A 26,632-nucleotide genomic window follows, 5' to 3' on the forward strand; every position below is an offset into this window, starting at 1 on the left:
TTTTTGAGCACTTACTGAACAAGCTGAGGTTGTCCGAAGTAGAAATAACTAAAGTGCTGAAAGCAAAAAAAAGGCCTGCAAGTTGAACCTGCAGACCGATTTTTATTGTGATCTCATCCACTAAATAACTCAATTCCATCCACCGCCCAAGGCATGATAGATATTAACCATGGCATTTAATTGCTTCTTTTTGGTTTCAATAAGCTCGAGCTTAGATTGAAGGGCGTCTCTCTGCGTCATCAATACTTCAAAATAATCTGCTCTTGCGGATTTAAAAAGCGCATTTGAAATATCTATTGATTCGGTAAGAGCATTAACTTCTTGCTGCTTTAAGTCGTAGCTTTTCTGTAAGTTGTTAATATTCGACAGCTGATTAGCGACATCAATATAGGCATTCAAAATTGTTTTCTCATAATCGAACACTGCCTGAAGCTGCTTCGCATTTGCTGTAGAGTAGGCCGCCTTTATTGCACTTTTATTAATGATTGGCCCAGCTAAATCTCCGGCCAGCGAATAGATAAGCGATTCTGGTGTACGCAATAAGTAACTGGGATTGAAAGCCTGATATCCTAGCGTTGCCGAAATACCCAATGCAGGATAAAATTGTGATCTGGCAACCTTAACATCCAATTTCGCTGCTTCTAATTCTAACTCAGCCTGTTTAATATCCGGGCGATTATCTAGTAGCTGCTGTGGGATACCGAATTGTATTTTTTGAGGTACCAAGTCGGTAAAATTTACAGTACTTCGGCTAATATGCTGGGGGAAGCGGCCCAAAAGGAAGTTAATCCTGTTTTCGGTTTCCGTTATGCCCTGCTGTATGTCGAACTCTAAGCTTTTTGAGTTGAACACTTCAGCCTGAAATTTTCTTACGGCAAGTTCGGTAACCCTTGTTGCTTCTTTCTGGATCTTCATTAACGCTAAGGCATCGCTTTGGAGCTTAATGTTTTGCTGCACAATAGCCAATTGATTGTCTAATGCAAGCAATTCGTAGTAAGAATTAGCCACTTCGGCGACCAGGTTAGTTACGACGAAGTTTTTACCAGCAATTGTTGACAGATAATGTGCAACCGCAGCCTTTTTAGCATTGCGGAGCTTGTGCCAAATATCAGCTTCCCATGTAGCTTGTAATCCAAATCTATAATCAGGAAGTATATCTGGCACGCCCTTTCCTGGTGTGATTTCTGTAGAAGCATCGCCTGCGCCTGCACTGGTATAACGTCCAACCTTGTCTAACCCTGCACCAACACCATAGCCCACTATCGGCAACAGTTCGCCTTTCCTTGCTCCAATCTCATTTCTGGCAATTTCAATATCTTGCAGGGTAACGTTAAGTTCCTGATTATTTTTTAAAGCTGTATCAATTAGCGCAACCAGATTTGGATCGGTGAAAAAGGTCCGCCAATTCATTTTAGCGCTATTTACCGTGTCTGCCGAATTCGAATAACTGCCAGGAACCATTTTATGCGCTTCACGTTGCGCAACATCGGGTATTTTGCATGCACTATAGATGGCGCATACACATCCTAAAACAAGGATTTTAAATGAATTATTTTTAAACATTGTTTTCTACTTCTTCTGTTAATGGATGTTCTTCTTCAATTTTTATCAATTTGAATTTCTCTGCTATTTTCCCGAAAATGAAATACAAACCAGGAATAACAATCACACCGAAAATAGTTCCGAAGAGCATACCACCTGCTGCTGCTGAACCAATGGTTCGGTTTCCGATCTTACCTGGGCCACTTGCAATCATTAATGGAATTAAACCTGCAATAAAGGCAAAGGAGGTCATTAAAATAGGTCTGAAACGAACACTTGCGCCTTCCAATGCGGCTTTTAAAACCGAGGCACCCTGGCTATGACGTTGCGTAGCAAACTCTACAATTAATACCGCATTTTTTCCAAGCAAACCGATAAGCATCACCATGGCTACCTGTGCATAGATGTTATTCTCGAGCCCCAATAATTTCAGAAAAAGAAAGGCTCCAAATATTCCGGCAGGAAGAGATAGAATTACCGATAGTGGCAAAATAAAACTTTCGTATTGCGCAGCCAGAACCAAGTAAACAAACCCTAAACAAATTAGAAATATATATATCGCTTCGTTGCCACGAGAAACTTCATCTTTAGAAATACCCGCCCAATCGATACCAAAACCTCTTGGTAGCGTTTTCTGGGCTACTTCCGTTATGGCTTTAATCGCCTCACCAGAGCTGTAACCCGGTGCCGATTGGCCACTAATCTCGGAAGCGTTATACATATTGTGCCTGGTTATTTCTGATAAACCATAAACCCTTTCCATTTTCATAAAGGCCGCAAAGGGCACCATTTCATCTTTATCGTTTTTAACGGATAATTTTAAAATGTCTTCTGGCAGGGCCCGGTATTGTGGCAAGGCTTGCACCATCACCTTGTATTGCCTATCGTATTTAATAAAGCTTGTTTCGTAGTTACTGCCTACAAAGGTAGATAGCGTGTTCATCGCATTATCTATAGTAATGCCCTTTTGCTGCGCAATATCATTATCTATCTTTAACATATATTGTGGGAAACTGGCGCTATAGAAAGTAAATACAGACGATAATTCTTTGCGTTTGTTGAGTTCTTTAACGAAATCATTAGCCACTGTTTCCATCCGTTTATAGTCGCCACTACCGGCCTTATCTAAGAGTCGTAGCTCAAAACCGCCCGCTGCACCATAACCCGGCACCGCCGGAGGTTGGAAAAATTCTATCGTCGCTCCAGGAATTGACTTAGACTTTTCTTCCAGCTCTTTGATGATTTCCTGAGCAGAATGTTTCCGATCGTTCCAGTCTTTAAGATTGATAAGACAGGTTCCGGAGTTTGAGCCTGTACCCTCGGTCAAAATCTCGTACCCAGCTAATGATGAGACAGATTTTACACCATCGATATCTTCGCACATTTTTTGCAGTCGCTCTGCAATTTGGTCAGTACGCTCGAGGGTTGAACCGGGAGGAGTTTGGATAATGGCGTATACCATACCTTGATCTTCATTAGGTATAAAGCCCGATGGAACGCTCGAACTTAAACCCCAGATACCCACACAAAATGCGGCAAGAATCCCGAAGGTGAGCAGGCGGCGGCTTACCACCTTTGATAATACGAATTCGTACCTGCCGGATAATTTGTTGAAACCCCGATTGAAGCTATCTAAAAATCTATCTACTATTGTCTTTTTGATCACTTTACCATGATGGTTTTTTAGCATAATGGCGCACAAGGCAGGCGTTAAGGTAAGCGCCACGATACCAGAAAGAATGATAGCCGTAGCCATAGTGATGGAAAACTGGCGATAAAAAATACCAACCGGACCAGACATGAATGCAACAGGAATGAATACTGAGGCCATAAGGAAGGTAATGGCAATAATGGCGCCTCCAATCTCTTTCATGGCTTGCTGAGTAGCTTTAAGCACCGAGAGCCGATGGTTATTTTCCATCTTGGCATGCACCGCTTCGATTACGACAATGGCATCATCTACTACAACACCAATTGCCAGAACCAATGCAAACAAAGTGATTAAGTTAAGGGTGATGCCAAAAAACTGCATGAATACAAAGGTTCCAATGAGAGATACCGGAACCGCAATCGCCGGAATCACTGTGGAACGCCAATCGCCCAAAAATAAGAACACGACCAAACCCACCAGAATAAATGCCTCAACCAGTGTATGAACTACCTTTTCAATAGATGCATCTAAGAACTTTGAAACATCGTAACTCACTTCATAATCTAACCCTTTAGGAAATGAGCTAGCTTTAATTTCGGCCATTTTGGCTTTAACATCTTTAATTACTTGCGTGGCATTACTACCATAAGATTGTTTAAGCACAATGGCTGCCGATGCCCTGCCATTCAGGGTAGAGTACAAGTTATAAGCAGCACTACTAAAATCTACATCAGCTACATCCTTTAAACGCAATAGCTCGCCGTTAGCACTTGCCCTTAAAATAATATTTTCGTATCCTTCTTTAGTATTAAATCGTCCAGAATATTTTAATACATATTCAAATGCTTGTGATCGTCTGCCCGAACTCTCTCCGGTTTTTCCGGGAGATGCTTCTAAACTTTGTTCATCAAGCGCTTTCATCACCTCATCTACAGATATTTTATATGCCTGCATCCGATCAGGTTTGAGCCAAATTCTCATGGCATAATCGCGGTCTCCCAAAATATCAGCGAAGCCTACACCATCAATCCTTTTTAATTCAGAAAGCAGGTTGATATCGGCAAAATTATAAAGAAAGTTCTGGTTCATTTTAGGGTCTTTACTATACAAATTGATGTACATCAACATGTTAGATTCTTCCCTACTAATTTTAACGCCTTCTCTAACCACTAGGGGCGGAAGTTTATTGGTTACCGCGGCAACCCTGTTCTGAACATTTAACGAGGCTTGGTTGGGGTCGGTACCCAGGTTAAATACCACCTGAATGGATGCTTCACCATCATTTCCGGCATCAGAGGCAATGTACTTCATCCCTGGAACGCCATTCAGCGCCCTTTCTAACGGAATAACCACTGATTTGATTAAGAGCTCGTTATTTGCACCAGGGTATTCTGCCGTAATATTAACTTTTGGTGGCGAGATGGATGGAAATTGTGTTACGGGTAAGTAGCTAATAGCCAGCACACCCAAAAACACGATGATAAGCGATATCACAATAGAAAGGACAGGCCTTTGTATGAATTTACTAAACATAAAAATCGGTGTGAATGAGTGGAATTATTCGGTTTTTAATCTTAATTGATTGATTACTTGCTGAGGCTGCTGAAATGTGAACTTAATCTGATCATCATCTTTAACTTTTTGAACGCCCTCTAACATAATCTTATCGTTCATGTTCAGTCCATCGCCAACGATGTACAAATCTGGCAGATCACCCGCAATTGTAATGGCCTTAGAGTGAACCTTATTATTCTTATCCACAACAAATACATACGTTTTATCCTGAATATCGTATGTTGCCTTTTGAGGTATTACAATCGCATTTTTTAGTGGAACTACCATTTGAATTTTACCGGTTTCGCCGTTTCTAAGCAAGTTATTTGTGTTATTAAAACGAGCTCTAAAGGCTATATTTCCGGTTTCACTATCAAACTCGCTTTCAATTACTTCTACCTTACCTTTTGATTTTAACAATTCGTTATTGGCTAAAAGCAAACCAACTTCTTGCTCCCCTTTTGCCTTGGCTGTGCTTTGGTAATTGAGGTATTCTGGTTCTGATACGTTGAAGTAAGCGAAGATCTGAGAATTGTCTGATAAGCTGGTTAACAATGCACCCTCATCTACCAAGCTACCTAACTTGAGTGGAATCCTGTCTATCGTACCATCAAATGGTGCCCTTATTTCGGTAAAAGCCAGGTGCATTTTTGCTAGCGATGTTTCGGCATTGGCCTGTTGAAGTTTCGCTTTAGCCATGGCAAGTTCATTTTTAGATACCACGTTTTTATCGGTAAGAAGCTTAGTGTTTTGCAATTCTATCTCTGCGGCCTTGGTTTCAGCTTCGGCTTTAAGCAATTCTGCCTGTGCCATTTTCGGCATAATCTTAAACAGCAATTGCCCGGCCTTTACATGCTGCCCTTCATCCACAAAAATATTTTGCAAATACCCTTTCTCCTGGGCTCTAATTTCGATATTGCGTACCGACTTAATTTGCGATACATATTCTTTGGTAAAAGAAGTATCGATTTTTATCGGCGTAGTAACCGCATAAGTTACTACTTCTTCTTTCTCTTCTTTTTTAGCTGTACAGCCAGTTACATAGACCAATGCACTCAATGCGAGGCAAACGACATTTCTTTTCATTTCGTTTCTGAATAGTTTTTATCTGATTTTAATTTTTGCATTCGTATTTAGGATTAAGAGCGTTTTACAATCCTCCCCTATTCGATTAATACCGATACGAAATAACTACAGATTTATGAAGTTATAATGAAGTTGAAAACGCATCAGATATTCGATAAAATAACCTGGATGATGCGATAGCGCATTAAATAAGCTCAAGATCAGTGACTTCGATCACTCACATTGAAAAACATTTAATGAAGATTGGTGTCTTTAAGTAAAAACATAAGTTTAGCGCAAATATTGAGTAACTTCGAAAATAAAACCTTTTATTGTGCTCGCTAGATACAAAATACTCGCCTTCTTATTAATTTCTTGCTGGATACTGGCTGCTGCTTTTATCAATCGCCCATACCATAAAGCAAATGCAGAAACTGGCTACGAGATCGATACGTTGGCCGAAAACCTTCGGGTACCTTGGGAAATTGTTTTTTTACCAAATAAAGATATTCTCTTTACAGAAAGAGAAGGTCGCGTTAGATTAATAAAGGAAGGAAAGCTAGTTGCAAAACCTATTTTTAACCTTAATGATATTGCGCTGAGAAATAAAACTGGCGCCCTCGGGCTTTGCCTGCATCCTGCTTTTGCAGAAAATGGGATAGTTTATTTGGCCAGCAATTATTTACTGGAAAACAGAATGAGGCTTCGCATTGTCCGCTACAAATTTACGGGCGATAGCTTAATTAACCCACTAATTATGCTGAAAGATTTACCTGCAAGCCAGAACCATACCGGCTGTAGGTTGGTATTTGGCCCCGATAGGAAACTCTATATCACTACTGGCGATGCCGATCAACCCATGCTGGCGCAAGATTTAAAAGCTTACAACGGAAAAATATTAAGAATGAACGATGATGGAACGATTCCAGCCGATAATCCATTCTTTAAAAATGATACCGCACGCAAGGAAATTTGGTCGTACGGGCATCGAAACCCTCAAGGCTTAGCATTCCAGTCTGGAAGCGGTGCTTTATATGAAAGTGAACACGGCCCTACCGGTGGTGATGAAATCAATATCATCAAAAAAGGAAGCAATTACGGATGGCCAGTTGCCCATCATGATATTGCCAAGCCAGGAATGGTATCGCCATTAATCCAATATACACCTTCTATCGGTCCGGGCGAAGCGATGTTTTATACCGGCAATCAATTCCCGGCGTTAAGAAATAAACTTTTGGTAGCCTGCCTTCGCGGTGAAGCAGTGTATAGCTTTAGCATCGAGAAAGAAAAAATAACGAATCAAATAACACTTTTTCAAAAGCAATTTGGTAGAGTAAGATCTATGGTTACCGGTCCGGATGGCTATATCTATCTCTCAACTTCTATGCACGACCCCGGCGAAGGGCATCCTAGAGATGCACACGATGATATGATTTTAAGATTAAGACCATCGGGTACTACGCTGGCTTACACATCAAACAACGCAAAAGCTAAACTGCAGCAGTCGGCAGTAGTAAACGGCACCCCAGGACGCTATCAACAACTTTGTGCATCTTGCCATGGAGATAAATTGCAGGGCACAAACACAGCTAAAGGTTTTATAAATACTAAGTTTTTATATGGATCCGATAAGAAATCTATTGTAACAAACATCACCAACGGAATTGTTGAAAAGGGAATGCCCGCCTGGAATGGCGCTATTGATAAAAAAGATATTGATAAACTGGCGGATTACATTATTGCGGCTGCCAAAAAGAAGTAAGTAAACATATACGTTAACCCATAGATGCCAGGAAAAACAGCAGCATAGCTGATAATTGATTTGCCAGTTTCGGAATAAATAATAGCGGCCTAAATGCTAATTTGGGATAGTTTCGAGCCCAGAATATTTTTTTCATTTTTTTTGTTAGTGATATTTATATTAATATATTTGCAACCCCAAAGGGAATACAGCGATTGTATTGTTAATGCGAAAGTAGCTCAGTTGGTAGAGCACGACCTTGCCAAGGTCGGGGTCGCGAGTTCGAATCTCGTCTTTCGCTCTAAATGCCTTCCTACCAGAAGGCATTTAATTTTAAAAGCTTTTTCATTTTCATTATTGAATTTGATTAATGCTCGGGTGGTGGAACTGGTAGACACGCAGGACTTAAAATCCTGTGCTTTCAAAGGCGTGCGGGTTCGATTCCCGCCCCGAGTACTTCGTAATCGAAATTAAAGCCGATCGTACTGATTGGCTTTCTTATTTCTTTTCCTTTTAACTCGCTAATTATATCCGCTAAGGACCTCCCAGAAGTCATAATCATAAGTGCAGATTGTCTTGCTATTTATTCAACCATTTCGAATCCTGTTAGATAGACAAGGCTTATTACATATCTCGCTTTTCAGAATTTTATATTATTTTTACATGAGAGAAGTACATGAAAAAATTTCTTTAAATGTATGGTATATAACAATGTACCTATTCAGGACCTTTCAATCGCCCGCTTAGCATTTTTTTATATCGATGCAACCTTTTAAAACGAGATATCAAAATCCCTATCTTAAGCTGGGCAAAACTAATGAGACTTAGTAAAATGATAACATCTAATGGAAAATATAGCTGTGTAATTGTGGGTGATGAATTTCGCTTTTTAATCTTACTGAAAGAATATATTTCCCTAATTCCAAAAATGAAATTGTCTGGTAGTTTCCTTACTTCTGTTCCTTCCACCATCGACTTCCTTGACGAAGAACCCATTGATTTTCTTATTCTAGACATCGGTATGGAAATATCGCGAAAGAATATTATGGCGAATTTTGGCAAACGGGTGAAACATCTGATAATTATCACTAATGACAACGAGAATACGCTGGATATATTCGATGAAAATGGAAATGGAATTTTGATAAAACCTGTTGCTTTCGAATCCTTTGCCAAAACTATCAATTTAATGATTTCTAAAGAGAGGAGAAACCTAAACCGCGACAATTCATAGCTTGTGAATGTTAACTCAACTATACCAAGATAGAACGTTTGAAGATATCATCCATCTCTTAATTTACCAAATAAATCACTACAGCTTTTAGTTAGCAATCTAGCATTTGAATACGCTTTAACATCATGATGCCTCACAAACGACAGTAATTTAATTTGGTTCTTTTTTAAAACCGATACTATTTGAGCTGGTGATGAATTATGAGCTTAGAGAAACTGCTCTATGCAAAATCCATCCGGCTTTAAAGCTAATGGCAATTTTTTTTAGGAAATTGAAGATCTAATTTTCTAAAAACTTAAGCTTCAAAATTTCAATATATTATTTTGCCCACCAAAATGTTTCACCTAAATTGGTTACAAAATTGCCCCTTGTATTTACCTAACTATATAAGATGAGAAAATCATCAGTAAAACTTTCTGATTCCGAAATTATAGAAATGCTTAGCAAACAAACTTTCAGTAGTGAAGCTATTGGTGCTTTATACCAGAATCATTTTTCGGTTTTAAGCGGATATATTTTGCAAAACCAGGGTGCTCCGCAAGATGCAGAAGATATCTTTCAGGAGGTAATTGTAAATTTTATAGAAATTATAAGGGCTGGCAAATTTAGAGGCGACTCTAGCATAAGCACATTTTTGTTTAGCTTAAACCGTTTCACGTGGCTAAACGAACTTAGAAAACGCAATAAATCTGCCATAAGAGAACAAAATTATCAAACCGCTTTAGGAGATGCCGAACCTGATGTAAGTAAATTGATGGTGCACCGCGAAGAAAAGAATTTAATTTATGCTACCATTGATTTACTTGGTGCGGTGTGCAAAAAAATTTTGCTGGCTTATTATTATGAAAACCTGCCCATGAAAGAGATTCTAACGCAAGTTGAGTTCGAAAATGAACAAACTTTGCGCAATAAAAAAAGTAAGTGCATGAAACACCTGGGAACAATACTTTCTAAGGATCCATTACTGGCAAAAAAATTTAAAGCTGCCTTAACTTATGAATAGACAGGAAGAAAACGACGATCGCATCATAAAATATATTGATGGCGAAATGACTGCAAGTGAACAATCAAATTTTGAGAGAGACCTGCAATCTGATGAGCTTTTGCAGCAAGAATTCGATCGCTTGCAAACGGCTGCAATAACCCTAAGACATTATGGCTTAAAGGCTGATGTTGCTGCTGTGCACCAGGATATGATGAAAGTACTCCAAAAATCACCCTTGAGCGTGAGGCAAGGTTTATTTAGCAATCTTGGTTTTAAAATTGCCGCCGCTATTGTACTTATTCTTTTCCTGGGGCTTTTATACCAGTTTATTACGCTTAATCCAGATAAAATCCATAATGAACAATACATTGCCTACACCACGACTGCAGACAGGGGCATCGGTCGCCTTAGCGCAATAGCAAACGCTTATCAGAAGCTGGATTATAAATCTGCGGTTCGGTATTATGAAGAAGGAAAATCTACATCTGCCAAAGATGATTTTCTTTCGGCTCTAGCTTACTACAATCTTCGCGACTTCAAAAATGCTGAAAACCTTCTTTCACAAATACTTAAAAAGGATGGTACCGAAGGCAATTACCACGATGATGCAGAATATTACCTGGCCTTAATATATTTATCTAAGCATGCTTATCAAGAAGCAATCCTCATATTCGAAAAGATTCATCAAGATAAAACACATATTTATCATGAAAAAGTCTCTTCCACTACGCTCTTAAAATTAAGGTTGCTGAAATTAAAAGGATAATTTTTAAAAAAGCTGGTTACATTCCTTTTGTCTGTAGTTACTCATTAATATAAATACAGATATTATGAAAAGTTTAAAACAAACACGTATCGGATTAGGCGTAGTTGGCTTAGCATTATTAAGCTTCAGCAGTTGCAAAAAAGAAGGTAACGCTAACTTAAATCCGGAGTCGCAGATTACTTTCAGCGTAAAGGGAGATTTGACTGCAACAAGCAACAGTACCAACGGCGTAAGTTTGCCTACAGGAACTGCCAGTGCAACAATAAACTGGACAGAAGGAACAGCTAACGTTACCAAGTTCGAATTTGAAGCGAAGAAAGGGCTTGTTGAGAAAGAAATAGAGGTAAAGGGTTTAACTAATATTAACCTTTTCGCAATCAATCCTGAAGTGGTTAAATCGGTAATTGATACTGGTACTTACCGCGAGATATCGCTCAAACTGGTTTTAAGTAAATCGACGAACGGCACAATTCCACTTGCCTTTAAGGGAACATTTGCGGGAACGGATGGCGCCACACCTGTTGAAATTAGCGTAAACGAGGACTTAACATTAAAAGTTGAGGTAGAAAATGTTAAAATCGATGCCGCTACAGATCTCAAAGCAACTTTCGTACTGGGCGTAAACAAAATACTTCAAGGTATTGGCGTGGCTGAGCTTAACGTTGCAACAAAAACGGCTGGTAAAGTCTTAATCAGCAACACATCTAATACCGCCTTGTACAATAAAATAAAAACTAATCTACAAAATATTGCTGCTGCAAAAATGGAAAGTGAACACAGAAGCGGAAAGCAAGAAGATGGTCCCGGACACGGTTAACACCGGTCAATTCTAACCCTCCCGGAACTTTGCAAAAAGTTTCCGGGAGATTATTGCAAGTGCAATACAGATCGGAATCATTAAGAAATAGATCCAAATTTTCTGATCGATAGCGTCCTTTTCGAAGCTGCCAATGACGCGTAGATGCGCCCAATAGGCTTGGGTTTTTCGAGTGGGTGAAATGTTATCATCGGACAGGTAGTCTAGTTGGGCTTTTTGTAAAGCCTTAGAAATAGCAAAACCTTTGGCATTATAAAGGTGAAATTTATCCAAAACCGCCGCTGTCGAAGCATCATCCGCATTCCACATCGATGTTATAATGTTATCACATCCTGCGTAAGAAAAAGCCCTGGCTAAACTCATTAATCCTTCTCCATGTACGCTCGCTCCTGTTCCACTCTCACAAGCACTTAAAATCACCAGCCCCGTATTGCGAAGTTTTAAATTATAAATTTCTGGCAAGTACAGCTTTTTTTCCAAGTCCGAAACATCTGCATCAGGATAGAAAGCAATGTAAGATTTGTTTGGAGAGTCATTATCGACCGTGGCATGGGTGGCCAAATGTATTAAGCCATAGTTTGAAGATAGCTTTAGGAAATTACTTTTACTTGCTGATCTTCCTAGCAACTTCATCCCGATAGGACGTGCTATTTCTTTTGGAGAAGAGGGCAATGCCGGCCAATCCGCACTTCCACTTGCATTAAATGGTGCCACGCCAAGCATTTTAGCTTTATGATAATCGAAATTATGGTTCTCATCTAATAGCAACCTGCAAGCGTAATTATAAGTCACTGAAAACTGACTAATTACGGTGTTTCCTTCATCATCTGCCAGCACCTCGAAAGGAATTTTATTCAACTCATCATCTGGAATAATATATAAGTGGTGTTTCGCCGAAATATTTGCCTTAGCAGGCTTCACCAGCGAACGATAAATTTTCTGACTGAGCACCATCACTTCTCTATTATGATTTCCATCCTTTAAGCGAAGAAGTTTTTCGAAACGGTTTAATACTGCAAAGAAATTGGCATCTATTGCGCTACTAAATGTATGGAAGCTGTTATTTGTGATGACAAAACACAATACACTCTTATTCCCGATATGATAAGACAACACGGCTGAGGAAGCAGGTATACTTCTCTGGAAAGCGGCGAGAGATAATGCCTCGGAATGCGACGCAAGCTCTTGATGATTGTCTGCTGCCCTTATTTTCTGTTGGATATCTGTAAGCTTAAGGATGTTATCGTTTAGTTCCCGCTTAAAAACGCTTAACTTGGCGGTATCAGCTTCAACTGATGCGCTAATTGAAATGCGGGTAATACGGGTTTTAAGTGCATCTTCAAGCGACAAAAGTTTACCTGAAACCTTGCTGCTGGCGCCCAGTTGCACCGCTGCTCTGGATAAACTCAGGATAGAAGCTTTGTTCTCCTCATCCAGGACGAAAGCTTTCTCCAGATATGCTGTATTGTGAGTTAACTCAAAAAGCTGCAAGCAAACCGCAATTGCATTTTTATGGACGGTATATTTTCGGTCGCTAATTAATAATCGAGCTTCGTCATTATCATAAAATCTGGTGACCTGATCTGCCAGGTTGTAGAAAGCCTGGTAAGTATTTAATGCGCCGTCCAAATGAGCTACCTTTCGCCCCTGTTGATAGAGCAATGTCTGAATTTTTGCTTTGGCAACAAAGGTTTCCATCAAATCGATGGTATTAAAAACGCCTGAAAAGTGCATTGGGTTTTGATTGATGTACTTCGGATTAAATTCCGGATAAAAACACCTGATCGCATACTGATAAAACGATATGGCCTTGATCAACTCTTTTTTCATTGCCCATCCATCCCCTGTAAGTTTCAAATTATTACCTAGGATACTATTGAAACCTTTATCTTTCGTTAGGCTTCTGCTCAACCGCAAATAGTTGAGCGCAACATCAGGCTGTTTTTTTAACAGGTACGCGGCCGCCAGATCATTTAATAGTTTAGCACTTTTATCTTTTATTTTCTCAAAATAATATATCGCACTATCAGGCTTGTTCACCGCCAGATAGGCCGAACCTAGGTTATGATAGATTTTTGTGGTTTCGATTTTATAATGCAACAGGTCTTTATAGATAACGAAAGCTTCTCGAAAGCGTTTTAATTTCCTAAAGGCAGAGGCCAAGTTACTCTGATAGGTTAAAAGCAAATCCCGGTCGAGACGGGCATTACTTTCGAGTACTGAAATGGCTTTTTCGTAATAGGATACACTTGTATTATAATTTCCGGTAGAATAAGCAATGACTCCAAGCGTATTAAACAGCCTTTCTTGTTGATCTACTTTCGGAAATTTATCGGCTATTTTCTTCGCCTTGAGATAAAAGAGTTGAGCAGAGTCTAGCTTATCCTTTCTAAAATAACTATTACCGCAGTAAACATATGGTGCAAAAAGAATGGAGTCATTTAGTCCGCCAATCTTAGGCTTAAGTTCAAAGGATTGCTTAAAAAAACCAATGGCTTCATCTTGCCTATCTAACACCTGCATAAAAGCGCCAACTTCGATGTAGGTTTTAAGTAAGAACAAATTGTCTGACTGTTTGTTGGTTAAAATCCCAATCACGCTAAGGTAGTGCTTTAGCGCAAGGGCATCGGTGGCGTCAGTTGGAGATGTCGAATTAGCATACCTGGCTGCCAGTGAATATTGTTGTTTGTACGAAAGCGATTGTGCTTCCGCATTTGCGGCCAACATAAAAAGCGATAGTACAAAGAGAAGATTTTTAACCATTTAATTTCCGACAACAATGATGCACGGTGGTCTAGGCCTGGCCAAACTTACTGATTTTGAAGCTAAACTGAGTAAGTTCTGGGTACTGGTTGCTGTGCTTTGCGCATCTGTGCCCGCTGCCAATACCGTGGTTCTTCTGGTGGCAAGCAGTTCCGTTAAATATTTCGGAATTTCTCCGGCATTGCGGTAAAAGTAAATTTTTATGTTAATGCCATTAACAGTCCGGTTACTACCATCATTTAATCGGTAAACAAGCTTAACCTGTTCTGTAGCACCTGTATCAATCGCTTGGTTTCTTATAGATTGTGCAAGATTAATTACCCCGTTCTCTCCATTCAAAACAATACCGGCCTTCTTGCAACTGCCACCTTCATCAAAAACATTGTTTTTGCCAGCATTGGGAAATGATAACTTTGCATCAGCGTTGTATATTGGCCTTGCAATAGAATCACCCAAAGCAAGATTAAAAATTTTATCGGCATAGTTGATACCCGAAATGGTGAGGTAACTCTTCTGAGTTTCTGTAGAACCATCTGGCGTGAACAGCACCAGGTAACGCAAGCCAGTTTCGCTTTGGTTAACATCGATGTAGCCAGTTCTCTTATCAATCTTTAACCCCTCTGGTAGAGAAACATAACTACCAGATAAAGCCTGAACAGGTTTTACAACCACATTACTACTTTGAATGTAGAAGATAGAATCTGGATATAATTTCTGGCTCTGGACTGTAGGTTCATCTATATTTTTACTTGATTTTTTACAAGCCCCAAAGCAAAATACCAGAATAAAAACCCACGCCGTATTAAAATTTCTACCTAACATGTTAAATATGAATAATAAAATGAGTCGCCTGCCACAAACTAAATTTAAGCATTAATCTCTAACAAATTTAAGCTTTGATTCCAAGATTAATCATTGAGGTTTAAAAATACTATAAAATATTTCTGCGCCTAATAACTGTTTACGCGATTGCATTTTATTGTTAGTAAACGCACACACAAAAAATGTAACCAATAAAATATTAAATCAAAGCAATCGTAAAACCATCATCCGAGCGAGAACTTATCACCCAAATCTTTAGAGATTAGCCTTCGTTTGCAAAGTTAATCGCGTTCACAATGTTGCCTAAGCTGTTTCGGACCTTGTGGCCAGATGAATGCTGTAGTTTGCTTCTTCCAGCCCATGCTTTTGTAAAATGCATCTGCACCGGGTGCGGCACTTAGATTCACAAAGTGATAATCAACCAGCATCTGGTTGAGCGCAGTTACTAAATATTTACCCAGGCCTTTCCCCTGATAATCAGGGTCTACTACGATATCTGCCAGCATGGCGTAATAACGTCCGTCTCCCACCACCCGGCCAAAAGCAATGATAACGTCTTGATGATAGATAAAAACGGTAATGGAACTCATTTGAAAGGCTCGCTTGATCTCTTCCTCTACACGATGTTTCCAATTTATTTTTTGAAACAACTGATGAACTCTTTTCCAATCAACGGCATCGAGGTTGGGATTAAACTGGTAATCAAATTCAGGATTCTGCGTAAGGGTCGTCATTGGTTAAGGATGAATATTATTTGTAAATGTATTAACAGTTTTAACATTATGTACCACCGAACAACCCTAAAATTTAGATAAAAGTTTGCATCATACTTTGGTTAAAAAAATGATGCACTGAAAGTGTTGGCAAATAAAACAAATAGTATTCCTGAGTTTCGAATTTGTACTATATTTTTTCGATGCTACCTAAATAGGCCAGAGCACAGAGAGGAGCCCCCTCTGCAGTCGGTTAATTTTCACAAACACTTACTTTCCATTTGATTGCGCATCAGAAGACGAGCATTCATAAGTTTGATTTAGCCAATCCACGGCTTAAATTTTAGCTCTGGAAGCGTTTCTGATGGACTCAAATATTTTTCAACAAAAAAATAATCTTTATCAAAAAAATATTTATCATTGAAACATGAACAAAACTCTCTCTCTGCTCTCTGCGCTACTATTGACTTTTTTTTATTCTAGCGCTCAAGACCTCAATTCTGCATGGCAAAGTTTTTTTAAAAACGATACTGAACAAGCCACGAAAGCTTTTAAAGAACTAGCTAACAAGCCCGAAACTGCCGAAAATGCGTATTTAGGCCTAAGCTTAATCTCTGATTTGACCTATTCGAGCGCTGATGCACTAGACTATTTTAAAAAATTTTACGGCCTTTCCAAAAACCAGGAGCCGTATATCTTCGCACTTTGGAAAAGCCCATCGATACATGATCAACCCAGCAAGGTTGGACCGGCTAACTTCGCTTTAATCAACGAAATTGCAGTCAATAAAAATTTTGATGGTGCGATACACGCCATGGCCTATGGATCTATGGGATCGAAATATGAAAGTTCAAAAAAGATTGCAGAAGCGGATAAAGCTTATGCCCAAATTGGTTCGATAGACAACTGGCAAATCACCAGCCGTTTCGAAAATATTTCTACCAGTGGCTTCGATAAAACTTACGATGTATTAGATAAACCACAAGCGGATGCTGTTTTTAGCGGAAAGCGCAATCTTAAGTTCGGATGGAGAAAAGTTCCGGCTACAAAACATAGTAAATGGTTCGATTTTACTTTTTATGATGACCCATATCAAGCCATTATGTTTGCGCAAACCTTTGTAAATGCTCCTGCAGAAATTAAAGGTCAGCTTCGAATTGGTGTTTCAGGTTCGGTAAAAGTGTGGGTGAATGACCAATTATTAATTAGTGAGGCGGAAGAAAGAAATAATGATCTTGACGCATATATTTCAACAGTGAAACTGAATGCGGGTTACAATAGAATCTTAGTTCAGGTTGGTGAAAGTTATGCCGGAAGCTCTAACTTCTTATTGCGGATAACCGATGAAAAAGGACAGCCCATAAGTAACCTAACCAATGTGGACGAATATCAGCCCTATCAAAAAGAAACCGCATTTAAACCGGCACGATTAGATGCCCGTGCTTACGAGTTTTTTAGAACCGCGATAAAAAAAGACTCTTCCGATGTGCTTAGCCAAGTGCTAATGGCAAAGATGTACTTGCGTGATGACATCATTTTCGAGGCCAGAAATATCTTGGAGCAGTTGAGAAGTAAATTCCCAGAAAGCACTTACTTAAATGCGATGATGATAGAACTTCATGCAAAAGAAGAAAACAGAACGGGAATTACTACTGCACAAGAACAAATTAAAACTGCCGACCCTGAAGGTGCCCTTGGCTTAGATTTGCTTTTCGAAGAATACTATTCGCAAGATAATTTCGATAAAGCTGAGGAAGTTTTACAACGGATAGAGAAGCGCTTCGGACAAACAGAGAATGTTACTGCCAAACAAATTAAAATTGCCAGCAAGAGGAACAACCAGGATAAAGTTATTGAACTGGCAGAGAAGGCATATAAACAATGGCCAGACAACAACACTTTCATGTACCTGAAATATGTAATAGAGAACGAAGTAAAAAAGAATGCGCAGGCGCTAAATGTTGTTAAAAAATATGTAACGGAAAACGATGCCTACAACTATTCTAAATTCCTATCAGGGATTTATCTTGATAAAGCGGATGTGAATAATGCTGTCAACATCTATCTTCAGGAAATCAAAAATGATCCTATTGCAACAGGCATTTATAATGATTTAGCCAATGTCTACTATAAAATTCAAAAATATGATAAGGCAGAAGAGTACATGCTTAAAACAATAAAGCTCTCGCCATATATCAGTTCTTACTACCATACTTTAGGCCTTATTTACGAGGCCAAAAAAGATAAGGCAAAGGCCGATGAAAATTATAAAAAAAGCTTAAGTATTAACCCCAATAACTATGCGGCGCTTGAACAGTTAAGGAAATTAAACAATAAAAAAGATGTTTTCGAATATTTTGAGCAGCCTGATATTAGTCAGTTAATTAAAAACGCACCGGGTTTGAAAGAGTATCCGGATGATCATAGCGTAATTTTAAATGAAGAAGTACAAGCCGTTGTATATGAAAACGGCGGTTCCGAAGAAAAACACTTTTATACTACAAAAGTACTTACCCAAAAAGGTTTAGAAGGTTTAAAAGAATATGATATCGCTTACAATGGCGATCAAACACTGATTGTAGAGGTTGCCGAAGTTATTAAACCATCAGGCGTGAAAACACCTGCTGAACAAAACAACAATAACATGGTATTTACGAATCTAGAAGTTGGCGATATCATCAACATCCGATACAAGTTACAGAATTACAATATCGGCAGCCTGGCCGCTCACTTTTGGAGTAGTTTTTACTTTACTCATGGCAATTCGTATGTAAACACCAAATATTCTCTATTAATCAATAAGGATAAAAAATTTAGCTACAAGTTTTCTGAAAATCCAATCGAAGTTCAAAAAATCAGCATTGATGAATTCGATAAATATGTATGGCATGCTAAAAATCAAATAGCGCTTAGATATGAAGATAAGATGCCCCCACAAGATGATGTGACAAACATACTTTACGTTTCTACTATTCCTGATTGGAAATTTGTTGCAGACTGGTATAATAATATTGCCGCGGCAAAAGCCCGAAGCAGCTACGAAGTAAAATCTGTTACCAATCAGTTATTTGGCAGCAAAAATGGAGATGATTTGCAGAAGATAAAAACAATTTACAAGTACATCACCCAAAATATTGCCTACAGCTCGGTTTCGTTCAGGCAAAGTGGTATCATTCCTCAGAATCCGGCAACGGTACTTAATACCCGAATTGGCGATTGCAAAGACGTATCTACCCTATTTGTAACCATGTGTAAAGAGGTGGGCGTAAATGCAGAACTTGTATTGGCAAAAACTAGAGATAATGGGCAAAATACACTGTTACTGCCAAGTATCGATTTTAACCATTGCATTGCCAAGGCGAATATCAACGGACAGGATTATTACTTAGAACTAACTTCAAATTCGTTGCCTTTCGGAACCTTTTACAATAGCGATCTCAGTTCGCCAATTTTAAACATCAATAAAGCTACATCCACGCTAACCAAGCTAAACCCAACCAACCGAAGCGTTAATGCGATGAGTTACCAGACGGCTATCAAAATCAACGACAACAACATGGAAATTACAGAGTCGAATTTTGATACCGGTGCAGCAGTAAGCTTTTTAATAAATGATTATAACAACCTATCATTGAAAGATCAGATCAAAAAAATGAAAGAGCAGTTATCCTCTCAATATCCTGAAAATGACGTGGCAGATTTAAGTTTCACCAACCTTGACCCGAAAAGTGCACTATCAGATACCATCGCTGCCAAGTCTACTTACACGCTTAAAAACGTATGCAAACCCGTTGCGGGAATGTCTATTTTTGCACTTCCATGGTCTGCCGCTATTTACCCTGCTGGTTTAACCATTACCGAACCGCGAAACTTTGGTATCGACTTAACCCAACTATTTTATACAGATAAAACGAATGAAGAAATTGCGCTTGAACTTCCAACAGGTAAAAAACTAATTGAACCAGTAAAGCCTTTAACAATCGACAATGAATACTTCAAATATGCATTGAGCAGCAAATCGCTAAATAACAAAGTAATTATTAACAGGACATTTATCCTTAAAAAAGACTTTGTTGCCAAAGATAAAGTACAGGAATTCCACAGTTTGTACAAGAAATTGGCTGAATCAGACCAGCAACAATTGGCCTTCAAATAGCAGATAAATCTCTGGAATTCAGAGTCTGTTCAAAGCTGTACTGCCCCCAAAAAGTTATACACTATTTGGGGGCTTTTTTATGGCAAATTCCTATGGAACTAAATCACGATAGCATCTCGTAATTAAAGTTATCACCTTTAATGCCGCATCTTTTAGACCATTTTCATCATAAAATGATATCAATATGCCTTAATTATTTATAGTTTTAAAAAATTGCAGCATTCATTGATTCCAATTCAAACAAAACAAAGGTTTGCGGCATTTAATTAGCATCATGAAAGAAATCAGGGAAATATTATCGAGCTATGCCAAAGCACAAATTGATCGTAAACAATGTGCTTTGGCTACGGTAGTGAAGGTAGAGGGCTCTTCTTATCGAAGGCCTGGTGCCAGGATGTTGGTAACCGAAGATGGAATGCTCACTGGCGCCATCAGTGGTGGTTGCCTCGAAGGAGATGCGTTAAGAAAAGCCCTAACGGCAATCCTCCAACAAAAAAATAAACTGGTTACCTACGATACAACAGATGATGACGATGCAAAGTTCGGTGTGCAATTGGGTTGCAACGGCATTGTACATATCTTGTTTGAGCCGATTCATAACGATAATTTAAACAATCCCATCGAACTGCTAAGGAAAATTTCGGCTCAGCGACAACCTGCCGTATTGGTAACGCTCTTTTCGCTTAGTGGAATTAACCAACCAGGCACCAGTATGCTATATACCGGGCTGCAGCAAATCGTCGCCAATGAAAATACCAGTAATGATCAGTTACTTGAAGATACCCGAAGAGTATTTGCTGAAAAAGACAGCCAGTTTAAAATTTACGATTTGGAAGGGCAAACAACAGATGCTTTTATTGAGTACATTAATCCACCTATTGCGCTGGTTATTGCAGGTGCAGGCAATGATGCACAGCCATTAGTAGAGATGGCAAACCTGCTGGGTTGGGAAATTACTGTTGCCGATGGCAGACCAGCACAAGTAACACAGGCACGTTTCCCAAAGGCAAACCACCTGGTGTTGGCAAATGCAGAACAACTTCTGAATAAAGTGGAGATTGATGATCAAACAGCTTTTGTTTTGATGACACACAACTACAACTACGACCTGGAATTACTTGGAAATTTACTAAAAAGAGAAGTGAAATACATCGGGGTGCTAGGTCCAAAAAAGAAGCTACATCGCATGTACGATGATCTAAAGCTTGATAGATACGATGATCTTAACCAAGTGCATGGTCCTGTTGGGCTCGATATTGGAGCAGAAACCGCTGAAGAAATTGCCCTATCAATAGTAAGTGAGATAAAGGCGGTTTTCTCTGGTGCTTCCGCGAAACTGCTAAAAAACAAAACCACTCCAATTCACAACCTCTAGAACCAATATTGTGCATACTGCAATAATTATTCTTGCCGCCGGCAGTTCTTCAAGGCTCGGCCGACCTAAGCAGCTACTAAAAGTGGGTGGTAAATCCTTGCTCCAACATGTAATTGATGAAGCCCAATCTGCACAGCTTTCGCCAATTCTGGTAGTTGTAGGTGCATCAGCTGAAGAAACGGTCTCCTGCTTAAATCCTGGTAAAGCACAAATAGTAGTAAATAGCAATTGGCAAAAAGGTATGTCCACAAGTATTATTTCAGGCTTGGCGCAACTAGACGATGGAAACCTGCCAAAACAAGTTATATTTGCTGTATGCGATCAACCTTACATATCGGCAAAGGTATTTGAACAATTGGTCGCGAAAGCAGCGGAAAGTAAGGCAGGAATTGTTTCTGCCGCATACGGTAAAACATTGGGCACCCCTGTATTGTTTAGTTCAAAGTATTATGATGAACTACTGAAGCTTGCTGGCGATGAAGGTGCCAGGAAGCTGATAAAGAAACATCGATCTGATCTTGCCACCATAAATTTCGAGGGCGGAGCATTTGATATTGATACGGAAGCCGATTACATAAATTATAAAAACACACAGCATGATTGAAGATTCATTCGGAAGGGTTCACGACTATCTGCGAATTTCGCTAACCGATAATTGCAACTTCCGCTGCTTCTACTGCATGCCAGAAGAGGAATACGATTTCACCCCAGCATCACGCCTAATGCAGGCAGATGAAATTGTAAAGCTAGCCACCATATTTGTTGAAAATGGCGTAAAAAAGATCAGGCTGACTGGTGGCGAGCCACTTGTAAGAAAAGACGCCGGTGAGATTATTTTGGCGCTGGCCAAACTTCCTGTAGAATTGGCCATTACCACCAATGGCACCCGAATTAACGATCTTTTACCGACACTCCTGGCTGCCAACATCAAAAGCATCAATATCAGTCTGGATACGCTCCAACCAGAAAAGTTTAAATTGATTACCCGTCGCGATGTTTTCCACTTGGTGAAAAGCAATATTGAGCTACTGCTTCAACATAAAATAATGGTTAAACTCAATATGGTGGTAATGAAGGGTATGAACGATGATGAAATCCTCGACTTCATCGCCTGGACACAACATAACCCCATTCAGGTTCGGTTTATTGAGTTTATGCCTTTTAGTGGCAACCGGTGGACAAGCAATAAGATGTGTTCGCTGGCCGAGATTTTAGCCATTATAGAGGAAAAACATACCGTGTTTCCAGTAATTGCAAAGGCTAACGATACGGCAAAACATTTTATGGTGGCTGGTCATGAAGGTTCTTTCGCCATCATCAGCACCATGACGCAACCTTTCTGTAGCACCTGCAACCGGATGCGTTTAACGGCAGATGGTAAATTAAAAAACTGTCTTTTTTCTGCAGGAGAAACCAACTTGTTGGCACCTTTAAGGGCTGGAGAAGATGTTCTTCCATTGATAAAAGCTTCCATTTGGAGCAAAGCAAAAGAATTGGGCGGGCAGCTCAATACAGATTTCGAAAAATTGGATGCAGGCGCAATCAATAATCGAAGCATGATTACCATTGGAGGATAGTTGATGATTAGTGTAACAGAAGCCAAAGCCATTCTCGCTAAAAATATTAATCCCCTTAAGCCTGTAACCCTGTCGCTCGAAAAGGTAGGGGGGCATATATTGGCAGAAGATATTTTTGCCATTTGCGATATTCCGGCATTTTCACAGTCGAGTATGGATGGCTATGCATTTAATTTCAAAGATAAAGACCAGCATCTGAAGCTAAATGGCGAGATGGCTGCTGGTACAAGCCAACAAACTGAAATTGCCGCTGGGGAAGCCTCTCGGATTTTTACGGGGGCGCCGCTACCAAATGGAGCGGATACGGTTGTTATGCAAGAAAAGGTGCATTTTGAAAACGGATTCCTGGTAGTTGGTGATGAACACCTTAAATTAGGTTCAAACGTTCGAAAGGCAGGTGCGGAAGTAACGAATGGCACTTTGGCAATGGAAAAAGATACCCTGCTTAGCCCGGCGGCCATTGGCTTCCTTGCACAGATTGGTATCCAAAGTGTTTCCGTTTACCCGATGCCGAGCGTAGCCATCATCCTTACCGGGAAAGAATTGCAAACACCGGGACAACCGCTAAGTTTTGGTCAGGTGTATGAGGCGAATTCTTTCTCACTCGCAACAGCGCTCACACAAGCGGGCATCAATGACATCGAAATTATGATGGCAGATGATGATCTTGAAATACTGAGAGATGTGCTGCAACAGGCAATAGAAACAAAGGATGTAGTGTTATTAACAGGTGGCGTAAGTGTAGGCGATTACGATTTCGTGATCCAAGCATCGCAGCTTTGTGGGGTGCAGCAACTCTTCCATAAAGTAAAACAGAAACCGGGAAAACCATTATTCATAGGCAAGAAGAACGATCAATTTGTCTTTGGTCTTCCGGGAAACCCCTCCTCCGTTCTTAACTGCTTTTATAATTATGTTCTGCCAACGCTGCATCAACTTTCAAATAAAAAGAACTCGGTACAGGAGTTAACGGCAATACTTACTACTAGCTATGAAAAACCCAAAGGGCTTACTCATTTTCTAAAAGGATTTTATGCCGATGGAAAAGTAACGCCATTAGCAGAACAGGAATCTTTCCGCCTTTCTGCATTCAGCCAAGCCAATTGCTTAATCTGTCTGCCAGAAGATCGCGAGATTTTCAATGCCGGCGATCAAATAAACATTTTACATTTACCACACTAATGCCAATGCAGATAGATCTTTTACTTTTTTTTGGATTACTATTTATTGTTGCCTTCCTCTATTCTTCGGTTGGCCATGGGGGTGCAAGTGGCTACCTGGCTTTGATGGCCATCTTTGCCATCTCGCCTTTAATCATGAAACCAACGGCATTATTGCTAAACCTTTTTGTTTCATCGGTATCGTTTATTCAATTTTATCGAGGTGGTCATTTTCGATGGAAAACTTTTTGGCCTTTTGCAGCTGCATCTATCCCAATGTCGTTCATTGGTGGCACAATGGCCATCGAAAGTGCTGTTTACAAAAAAATCCTGGGTGTACTGTTGCTCATCCCCGTTATTCGTTTTTTTTTCTTTAAGGATGCTGGTCCGGATGAGCGAAAAACACCAAACATCCCGTTGTCTCTGGCAATAGGAAGTATTATTGGTTTACTTTCTGGGATGATTGGTATTGGTGGTGGAATTATTCTTTCGCCAGTGCTGTTGCTGTTGAAGTGGACTGATCAAAAACAGGCCGCAGCGATAAGTGCAGCATTCATTTTTGTCAACTCCGTTGCCGGACTTGGCGGTCAGCTTGTAAAAGGTTTCGTTTTTAGTCCTGATATGCTTACCTACGTGGGCGTGGCATTTTTAGGGGGGCTTTGTGGTGCATACTTCGGCGCCCTCAAATTCCCACAAACGGTATTAAAAAACGTATTGGCAGTTGTACTGGCCTTGGCGGCCTACAAACTATTATTCACCCATGCATAAAATTTAGTACTGATCATCCTGCTTAATCTGAACGTTAGAAAATGTGGAATGAGTTAAATCTTCATTCAAATAGGTTAGAAGAGATATCATCCAAACAGCAAGCGAATTGCAAGATTTAAAGATCAATTAGTAAAAAACAAGCATTTACAGGTAAATTAGTATAATGGAAATCAATTTAATCACCTTCGGAAAAATTACTGACTTTGCAAAGCCCCAAACGTTGCTCGTTAACAATGTCAATAACTCTGATGAATTAAAAAATCATTTGGAGGAACGTTTTCCGGAATTGAGGCAGATTAAATATAAATTGGCTGTAAATGAAGCATTGGTACAAACAAACGTTCCGGTACCAGAAAATGCCACAGTTGCAATTTTACCACCCTTTTCTGGAGGATAAAATGAAGAACGAACGATATCAGAGGCAAGAAATTCTTGAGGGCTTCGGCGTAGCAGCACAAGAGTTGCTTTCAAAAGCAAGCGTTTTGGTAATTGGTGCTGGTGGACTCGGATGTCCGGCATTGCAGTACCTTGCTGGCGCTGGCATTGGAAAACTTGGCATTATCGATCATGATCGAATTTCATTGAGCAACCTGCACCGACAGGTTTTATATTCCACGGCAGATATAGGCAGGCTCAAAGTAGACATTGCCGCACAGCATCTAGCGGCGCTCAATCCAGAGATTTCTATTAATAAATATCCTGTACGTCTTGATGCCAACAATATCATCGAACTTTTCGAAAAATACGATTATATCCTGGATGGAACAGATAACTTCGAATCGAGATATCTGATTAATGATGCCTGCATCTTGCTAAATAAGCCATTGGTTTTTGCCGCAGTTTCTGGTTTTGAAGGTCAGCTGGCTATTTTTGGTGTAGAAGATCAATACGGTCAAAAAACAAACTACAGAGACATTTTTCCCATTCCTCCAGGCGAAGGAGAAATTCCCAATTGTGCAGAAAACGGAGTTTTGGGCGTTCTACCAGGCATTATAGGTATCATGCAGGCTGCAGAAGCGATCAAACTGATCACCCGCATCGGGCAGCCTTTGGTCAATAGCATACTTACCTACAATTTGCTTCAACAAAAAGGATATGAAATTTCGATAATTCCTTCTCCCGCAGGGAGTTACCACCTTCCATCCAGCGCAGCTGAATTAATCCAAATACATCAAACTAAAGAAGAGGAGATTGAAGAAATCGACGCAGCGAAATTGGCTAAGCTGGCAGCAGATGGCCAGGCCTTGTTAATCGATGTACGGGAAACAACCGAACTGCCCGCGTTAGATTTGCCTAACATAGTAAAAATCCCAATGTCTGCGATAGACGGTTTATTGGCACTTGAAATCGACCAGCCACATATCGTTTTAATTTGCCAGCACGGCATTCGCAGCATGGCAGCAGCGGCACTTCTAAGGGAAAAATACAGCAACACCAAAAAAATTTATAGTCTAAAAGGCGGCATAGCCCGATACCCATATTTTTATTCACTTACACGATGAGCGGACACCAATTTAAAAACATTTTTAAGGAAGGGACTATTTCTCCAACCTTTATTGCCGATAGTATTAGCAAACATCAGAGCAAAACCAATATTGGCGCACATAGTATTTTTTTAGGTCAGGTGCGGCAGGATGAGATCGATGGAAATCAGGTGCAAGCCATTGAGTACACCACTTACCAGGAACTTGCACTGGCAAAAATGCATGAAATTCGGGAAGAAATGTTTCAAAAATATTCGCTTACATGCCTGCACGTGTACCATAGCCTGGGCAAGGTTAATGCTGGCGAGATTTGCCTTTTTATATTTACCTCATCGGTACGCAGAAAAGCTGCAATGGCTGCCTGCGAGGAACTGGTAGAACGCATCAAAGCAGAATTGCCAATTTGGGGTAAGGAAATTTTCGACAACGAAACCATACAATGGAAAGAAAATAGCTAGA

Annotated in this window: 20 protein-coding genes and 2 tRNA genes; 16 read left to right on the forward strand and 6 right to left on the reverse strand. The window is 39.8% G+C overall.

Annotated elements, in window-relative coordinates:
- Positions 1 to 129: 129 nt before the first annotated feature.
- The 3 genes from OQ268_RS12135 to OQ268_RS12145 are packed head-to-tail and all read right to left on the reverse strand — an operon-like array spanning position 130 to position 5,833.
- Positions 130 to 1,563 carry a TolC family protein gene (locus OQ268_RS12135; protein ID WP_265856410.1) on the reverse strand — a complete coding sequence of 478 codons (1,434 nt, stop codon included), beginning with the start codon at positions 1,561 to 1,563 and terminating at the stop codon, positions 130 to 132.
- The gene (locus OQ268_RS12140) at positions 1,556 to 4,726 is read right to left on the reverse strand and encodes an efflux RND transporter permease subunit (RefSeq protein WP_265856411.1); all 3,171 of its coding nucleotides are present in this window, start codon (positions 4,724 to 4,726) and stop codon (positions 1,556 to 1,558) included. The genes OQ268_RS12135 and OQ268_RS12140 overlap by 8 nt, the downstream gene beginning before the upstream one ends.
- A 24-nt stretch (positions 4,727 to 4,750) precedes the next feature.
- Positions 4,751 to 5,833 carry an efflux RND transporter periplasmic adaptor subunit gene (locus OQ268_RS12145; protein ID WP_265856412.1) on the reverse strand — a complete coding sequence of 361 codons (1,083 nt, stop codon included), beginning with the start codon at positions 5,831 to 5,833 and terminating at the stop codon, positions 4,751 to 4,753.
- A 313-nt stretch (positions 5,834 to 6,146) separates the two neighbouring features.
- Between OQ268_RS12145 and OQ268_RS12150 the strand changes: the two genes are divergently transcribed.
- The 7 genes from OQ268_RS12150 (at position 6,147) to OQ268_RS12180 (ending at position 11,355) form a co-directional block, all read left to right on the forward strand.
- The gene (locus OQ268_RS12150) at positions 6,147 to 7,574 is read left to right on the forward strand and encodes a PQQ-dependent sugar dehydrogenase (protein ID WP_265856413.1); all 1,428 of its coding nucleotides are present in this window, start codon (positions 6,147 to 6,149) and stop codon (positions 7,572 to 7,574) included.
- A 207-nt stretch (positions 7,575 to 7,781) separates the two neighbouring features.
- Positions 7,782 to 7,854: transfer RNA gene (locus OQ268_RS12155), tRNA-Gly, on the forward strand.
- Positions 7,855 to 7,925: 71 nt separating this feature from the next.
- Positions 7,926 to 8,009: transfer RNA gene (locus OQ268_RS12160), tRNA-Leu, on the forward strand.
- Between the two features lie 361 nt (positions 8,010 to 8,370).
- Positions 8,371 to 8,787, forward strand: a complete 417-nt coding sequence (locus tag OQ268_RS12165) for a hypothetical protein (RefSeq protein ID WP_265856414.1) — start codon at positions 8,371 to 8,373, stop codon at positions 8,785 to 8,787.
- Between the two features lie 391 nt (positions 8,788 to 9,178).
- Positions 9,179 to 9,790, forward strand: a complete 612-nt coding sequence (locus OQ268_RS12170) for an RNA polymerase sigma factor (protein ID WP_265856415.1) — start codon at positions 9,179 to 9,181, stop codon at positions 9,788 to 9,790.
- Positions 9,783 to 10,538 carry a tol-pal system YbgF family protein gene (locus OQ268_RS12175; protein ID WP_265856416.1) on the forward strand — a complete coding sequence of 252 codons (756 nt, stop codon included), beginning with the start codon at positions 9,783 to 9,785 and terminating at the stop codon, positions 10,536 to 10,538. Before OQ268_RS12170 ends, OQ268_RS12175 begins: the two co-directional genes overlap by 8 nt.
- 64 nt (positions 10,539 to 10,602) lie before the next feature.
- A complete protein-coding gene (locus tag OQ268_RS12180; RefSeq protein ID WP_265856417.1) occupies positions 10,603 to 11,355 on the forward strand; it encodes a hypothetical protein in 753 nt (250 codons plus the stop codon).
- A gap of 12 nt (positions 11,356 to 11,367) precedes the next feature.
- Here the strand turns inward: OQ268_RS12180 and OQ268_RS12185 are convergent, their stop codons facing one another.
- The 3 genes from OQ268_RS12185 to OQ268_RS12195 all read right to left on the reverse strand — a co-directional run bounded on the left by OQ268_RS12185 (position 11,368) and on the right by OQ268_RS12195 (position 15,674).
- Positions 11,368 to 14,118, reverse strand: a complete 2,751-nt coding sequence (locus OQ268_RS12185) for a CHAT domain-containing protein (RefSeq protein ID WP_265856418.1) — start codon at positions 14,116 to 14,118, stop codon at positions 11,368 to 11,370.
- Positions 14,119 to 14,940 (reverse strand): hypothetical protein, encoded by an 822-nt coding sequence (locus tag OQ268_RS12190; RefSeq protein ID WP_265856419.1) that lies wholly within the window; start codon positions 14,938 to 14,940, stop codon positions 14,119 to 14,121.
- A 281-nt stretch (positions 14,941 to 15,221) separates the two neighbouring features.
- Complete coding sequence (locus OQ268_RS12195) at positions 15,222 to 15,674, reverse strand: GNAT family N-acetyltransferase (RefSeq protein WP_265856420.1); 453 nt, start codon at positions 15,672 to 15,674, stop codon at positions 15,222 to 15,224.
- A gap of 406 nt (positions 15,675 to 16,080) precedes the next feature.
- On the opposite strand from OQ268_RS12195, the gene OQ268_RS12200 reads away from it, so the two are divergent.
- From OQ268_RS12200 to OQ268_RS12240, 9 genes are all read left to right on the forward strand, one after another.
- Entirely contained in the window at positions 16,081 to 19,809 is a 3,729-nt protein-coding gene (locus OQ268_RS12200; RefSeq protein WP_265856421.1) for a transglutaminase domain-containing protein, read from the forward strand.
- A gap of 274 nt (positions 19,810 to 20,083) precedes the next feature.
- Entirely contained in the window at positions 20,084 to 21,184 is a 1,101-nt protein-coding gene (locus tag OQ268_RS12205) for an XdhC family protein (RefSeq protein WP_265856422.1), read from the forward strand.
- Between the two features lie 10 nt (positions 21,185 to 21,194).
- Positions 21,195 to 21,788 carry a nucleotidyltransferase family protein gene (locus OQ268_RS12210; protein ID WP_265856423.1) on the forward strand — a complete coding sequence of 198 codons (594 nt, stop codon included), beginning with the start codon at positions 21,195 to 21,197 and terminating at the stop codon, positions 21,786 to 21,788.
- Entirely contained in the window at positions 21,781 to 22,761 is a 981-nt protein-coding gene (gene moaA / locus OQ268_RS12215; protein WP_265856424.1) for a GTP 3',8-cyclase MoaA, read from the forward strand. Before OQ268_RS12210 ends, moaA begins: the two co-directional genes overlap by 8 nt.
- Positions 22,762 to 22,764: 3 nt before the next feature.
- A complete protein-coding gene (locus OQ268_RS12220) occupies positions 22,765 to 23,943 on the forward strand; it encodes a molybdopterin molybdotransferase MoeA (protein ID WP_265856425.1) in 1,179 nt (392 codons plus the stop codon).
- Positions 23,944 to 23,948: 5 nt separating this feature from the next.
- Positions 23,949 to 24,689: a sulfite exporter TauE/SafE family protein gene (locus tag OQ268_RS12225; protein WP_265856426.1), complete on the forward strand. Its 741-nt coding sequence runs from the start codon at positions 23,949 to 23,951 to the stop codon at positions 24,687 to 24,689.
- Positions 24,690 to 24,852: 163 nt separating this feature from the next.
- Positions 24,853 to 25,086 (forward strand): MoaD/ThiS family protein, encoded by a 234-nt coding sequence (locus OQ268_RS12230; RefSeq protein ID WP_265856427.1) that lies wholly within the window; start codon positions 24,853 to 24,855, stop codon positions 25,084 to 25,086.
- Position 25,087: 1 nt separating this feature from the next.
- Entirely contained in the window at positions 25,088 to 26,191 is a 1,104-nt protein-coding gene (locus OQ268_RS12235; RefSeq protein WP_265856428.1) for a HesA/MoeB/ThiF family protein, read from the forward strand.
- Positions 26,188 to 26,631: a molybdenum cofactor biosynthesis protein MoaE gene (locus OQ268_RS12240; protein ID WP_265856429.1), complete on the forward strand. Its 444-nt coding sequence runs from the start codon at positions 26,188 to 26,190 to the stop codon at positions 26,629 to 26,631. Before OQ268_RS12235 ends, OQ268_RS12240 begins: the two co-directional genes overlap by 4 nt.
- The last annotated feature ends 1 nt before the right edge of the window (position 26,632 follow it).

Origin of the sequence: Pedobacter sandarakinus, from assembly GCF_026240095.1 — a bacterium.
Classification (GTDB): Bacteria; Bacteroidota; Bacteroidia; order Sphingobacteriales; family Sphingobacteriaceae; genus Pedobacter; species Pedobacter sandarakinus.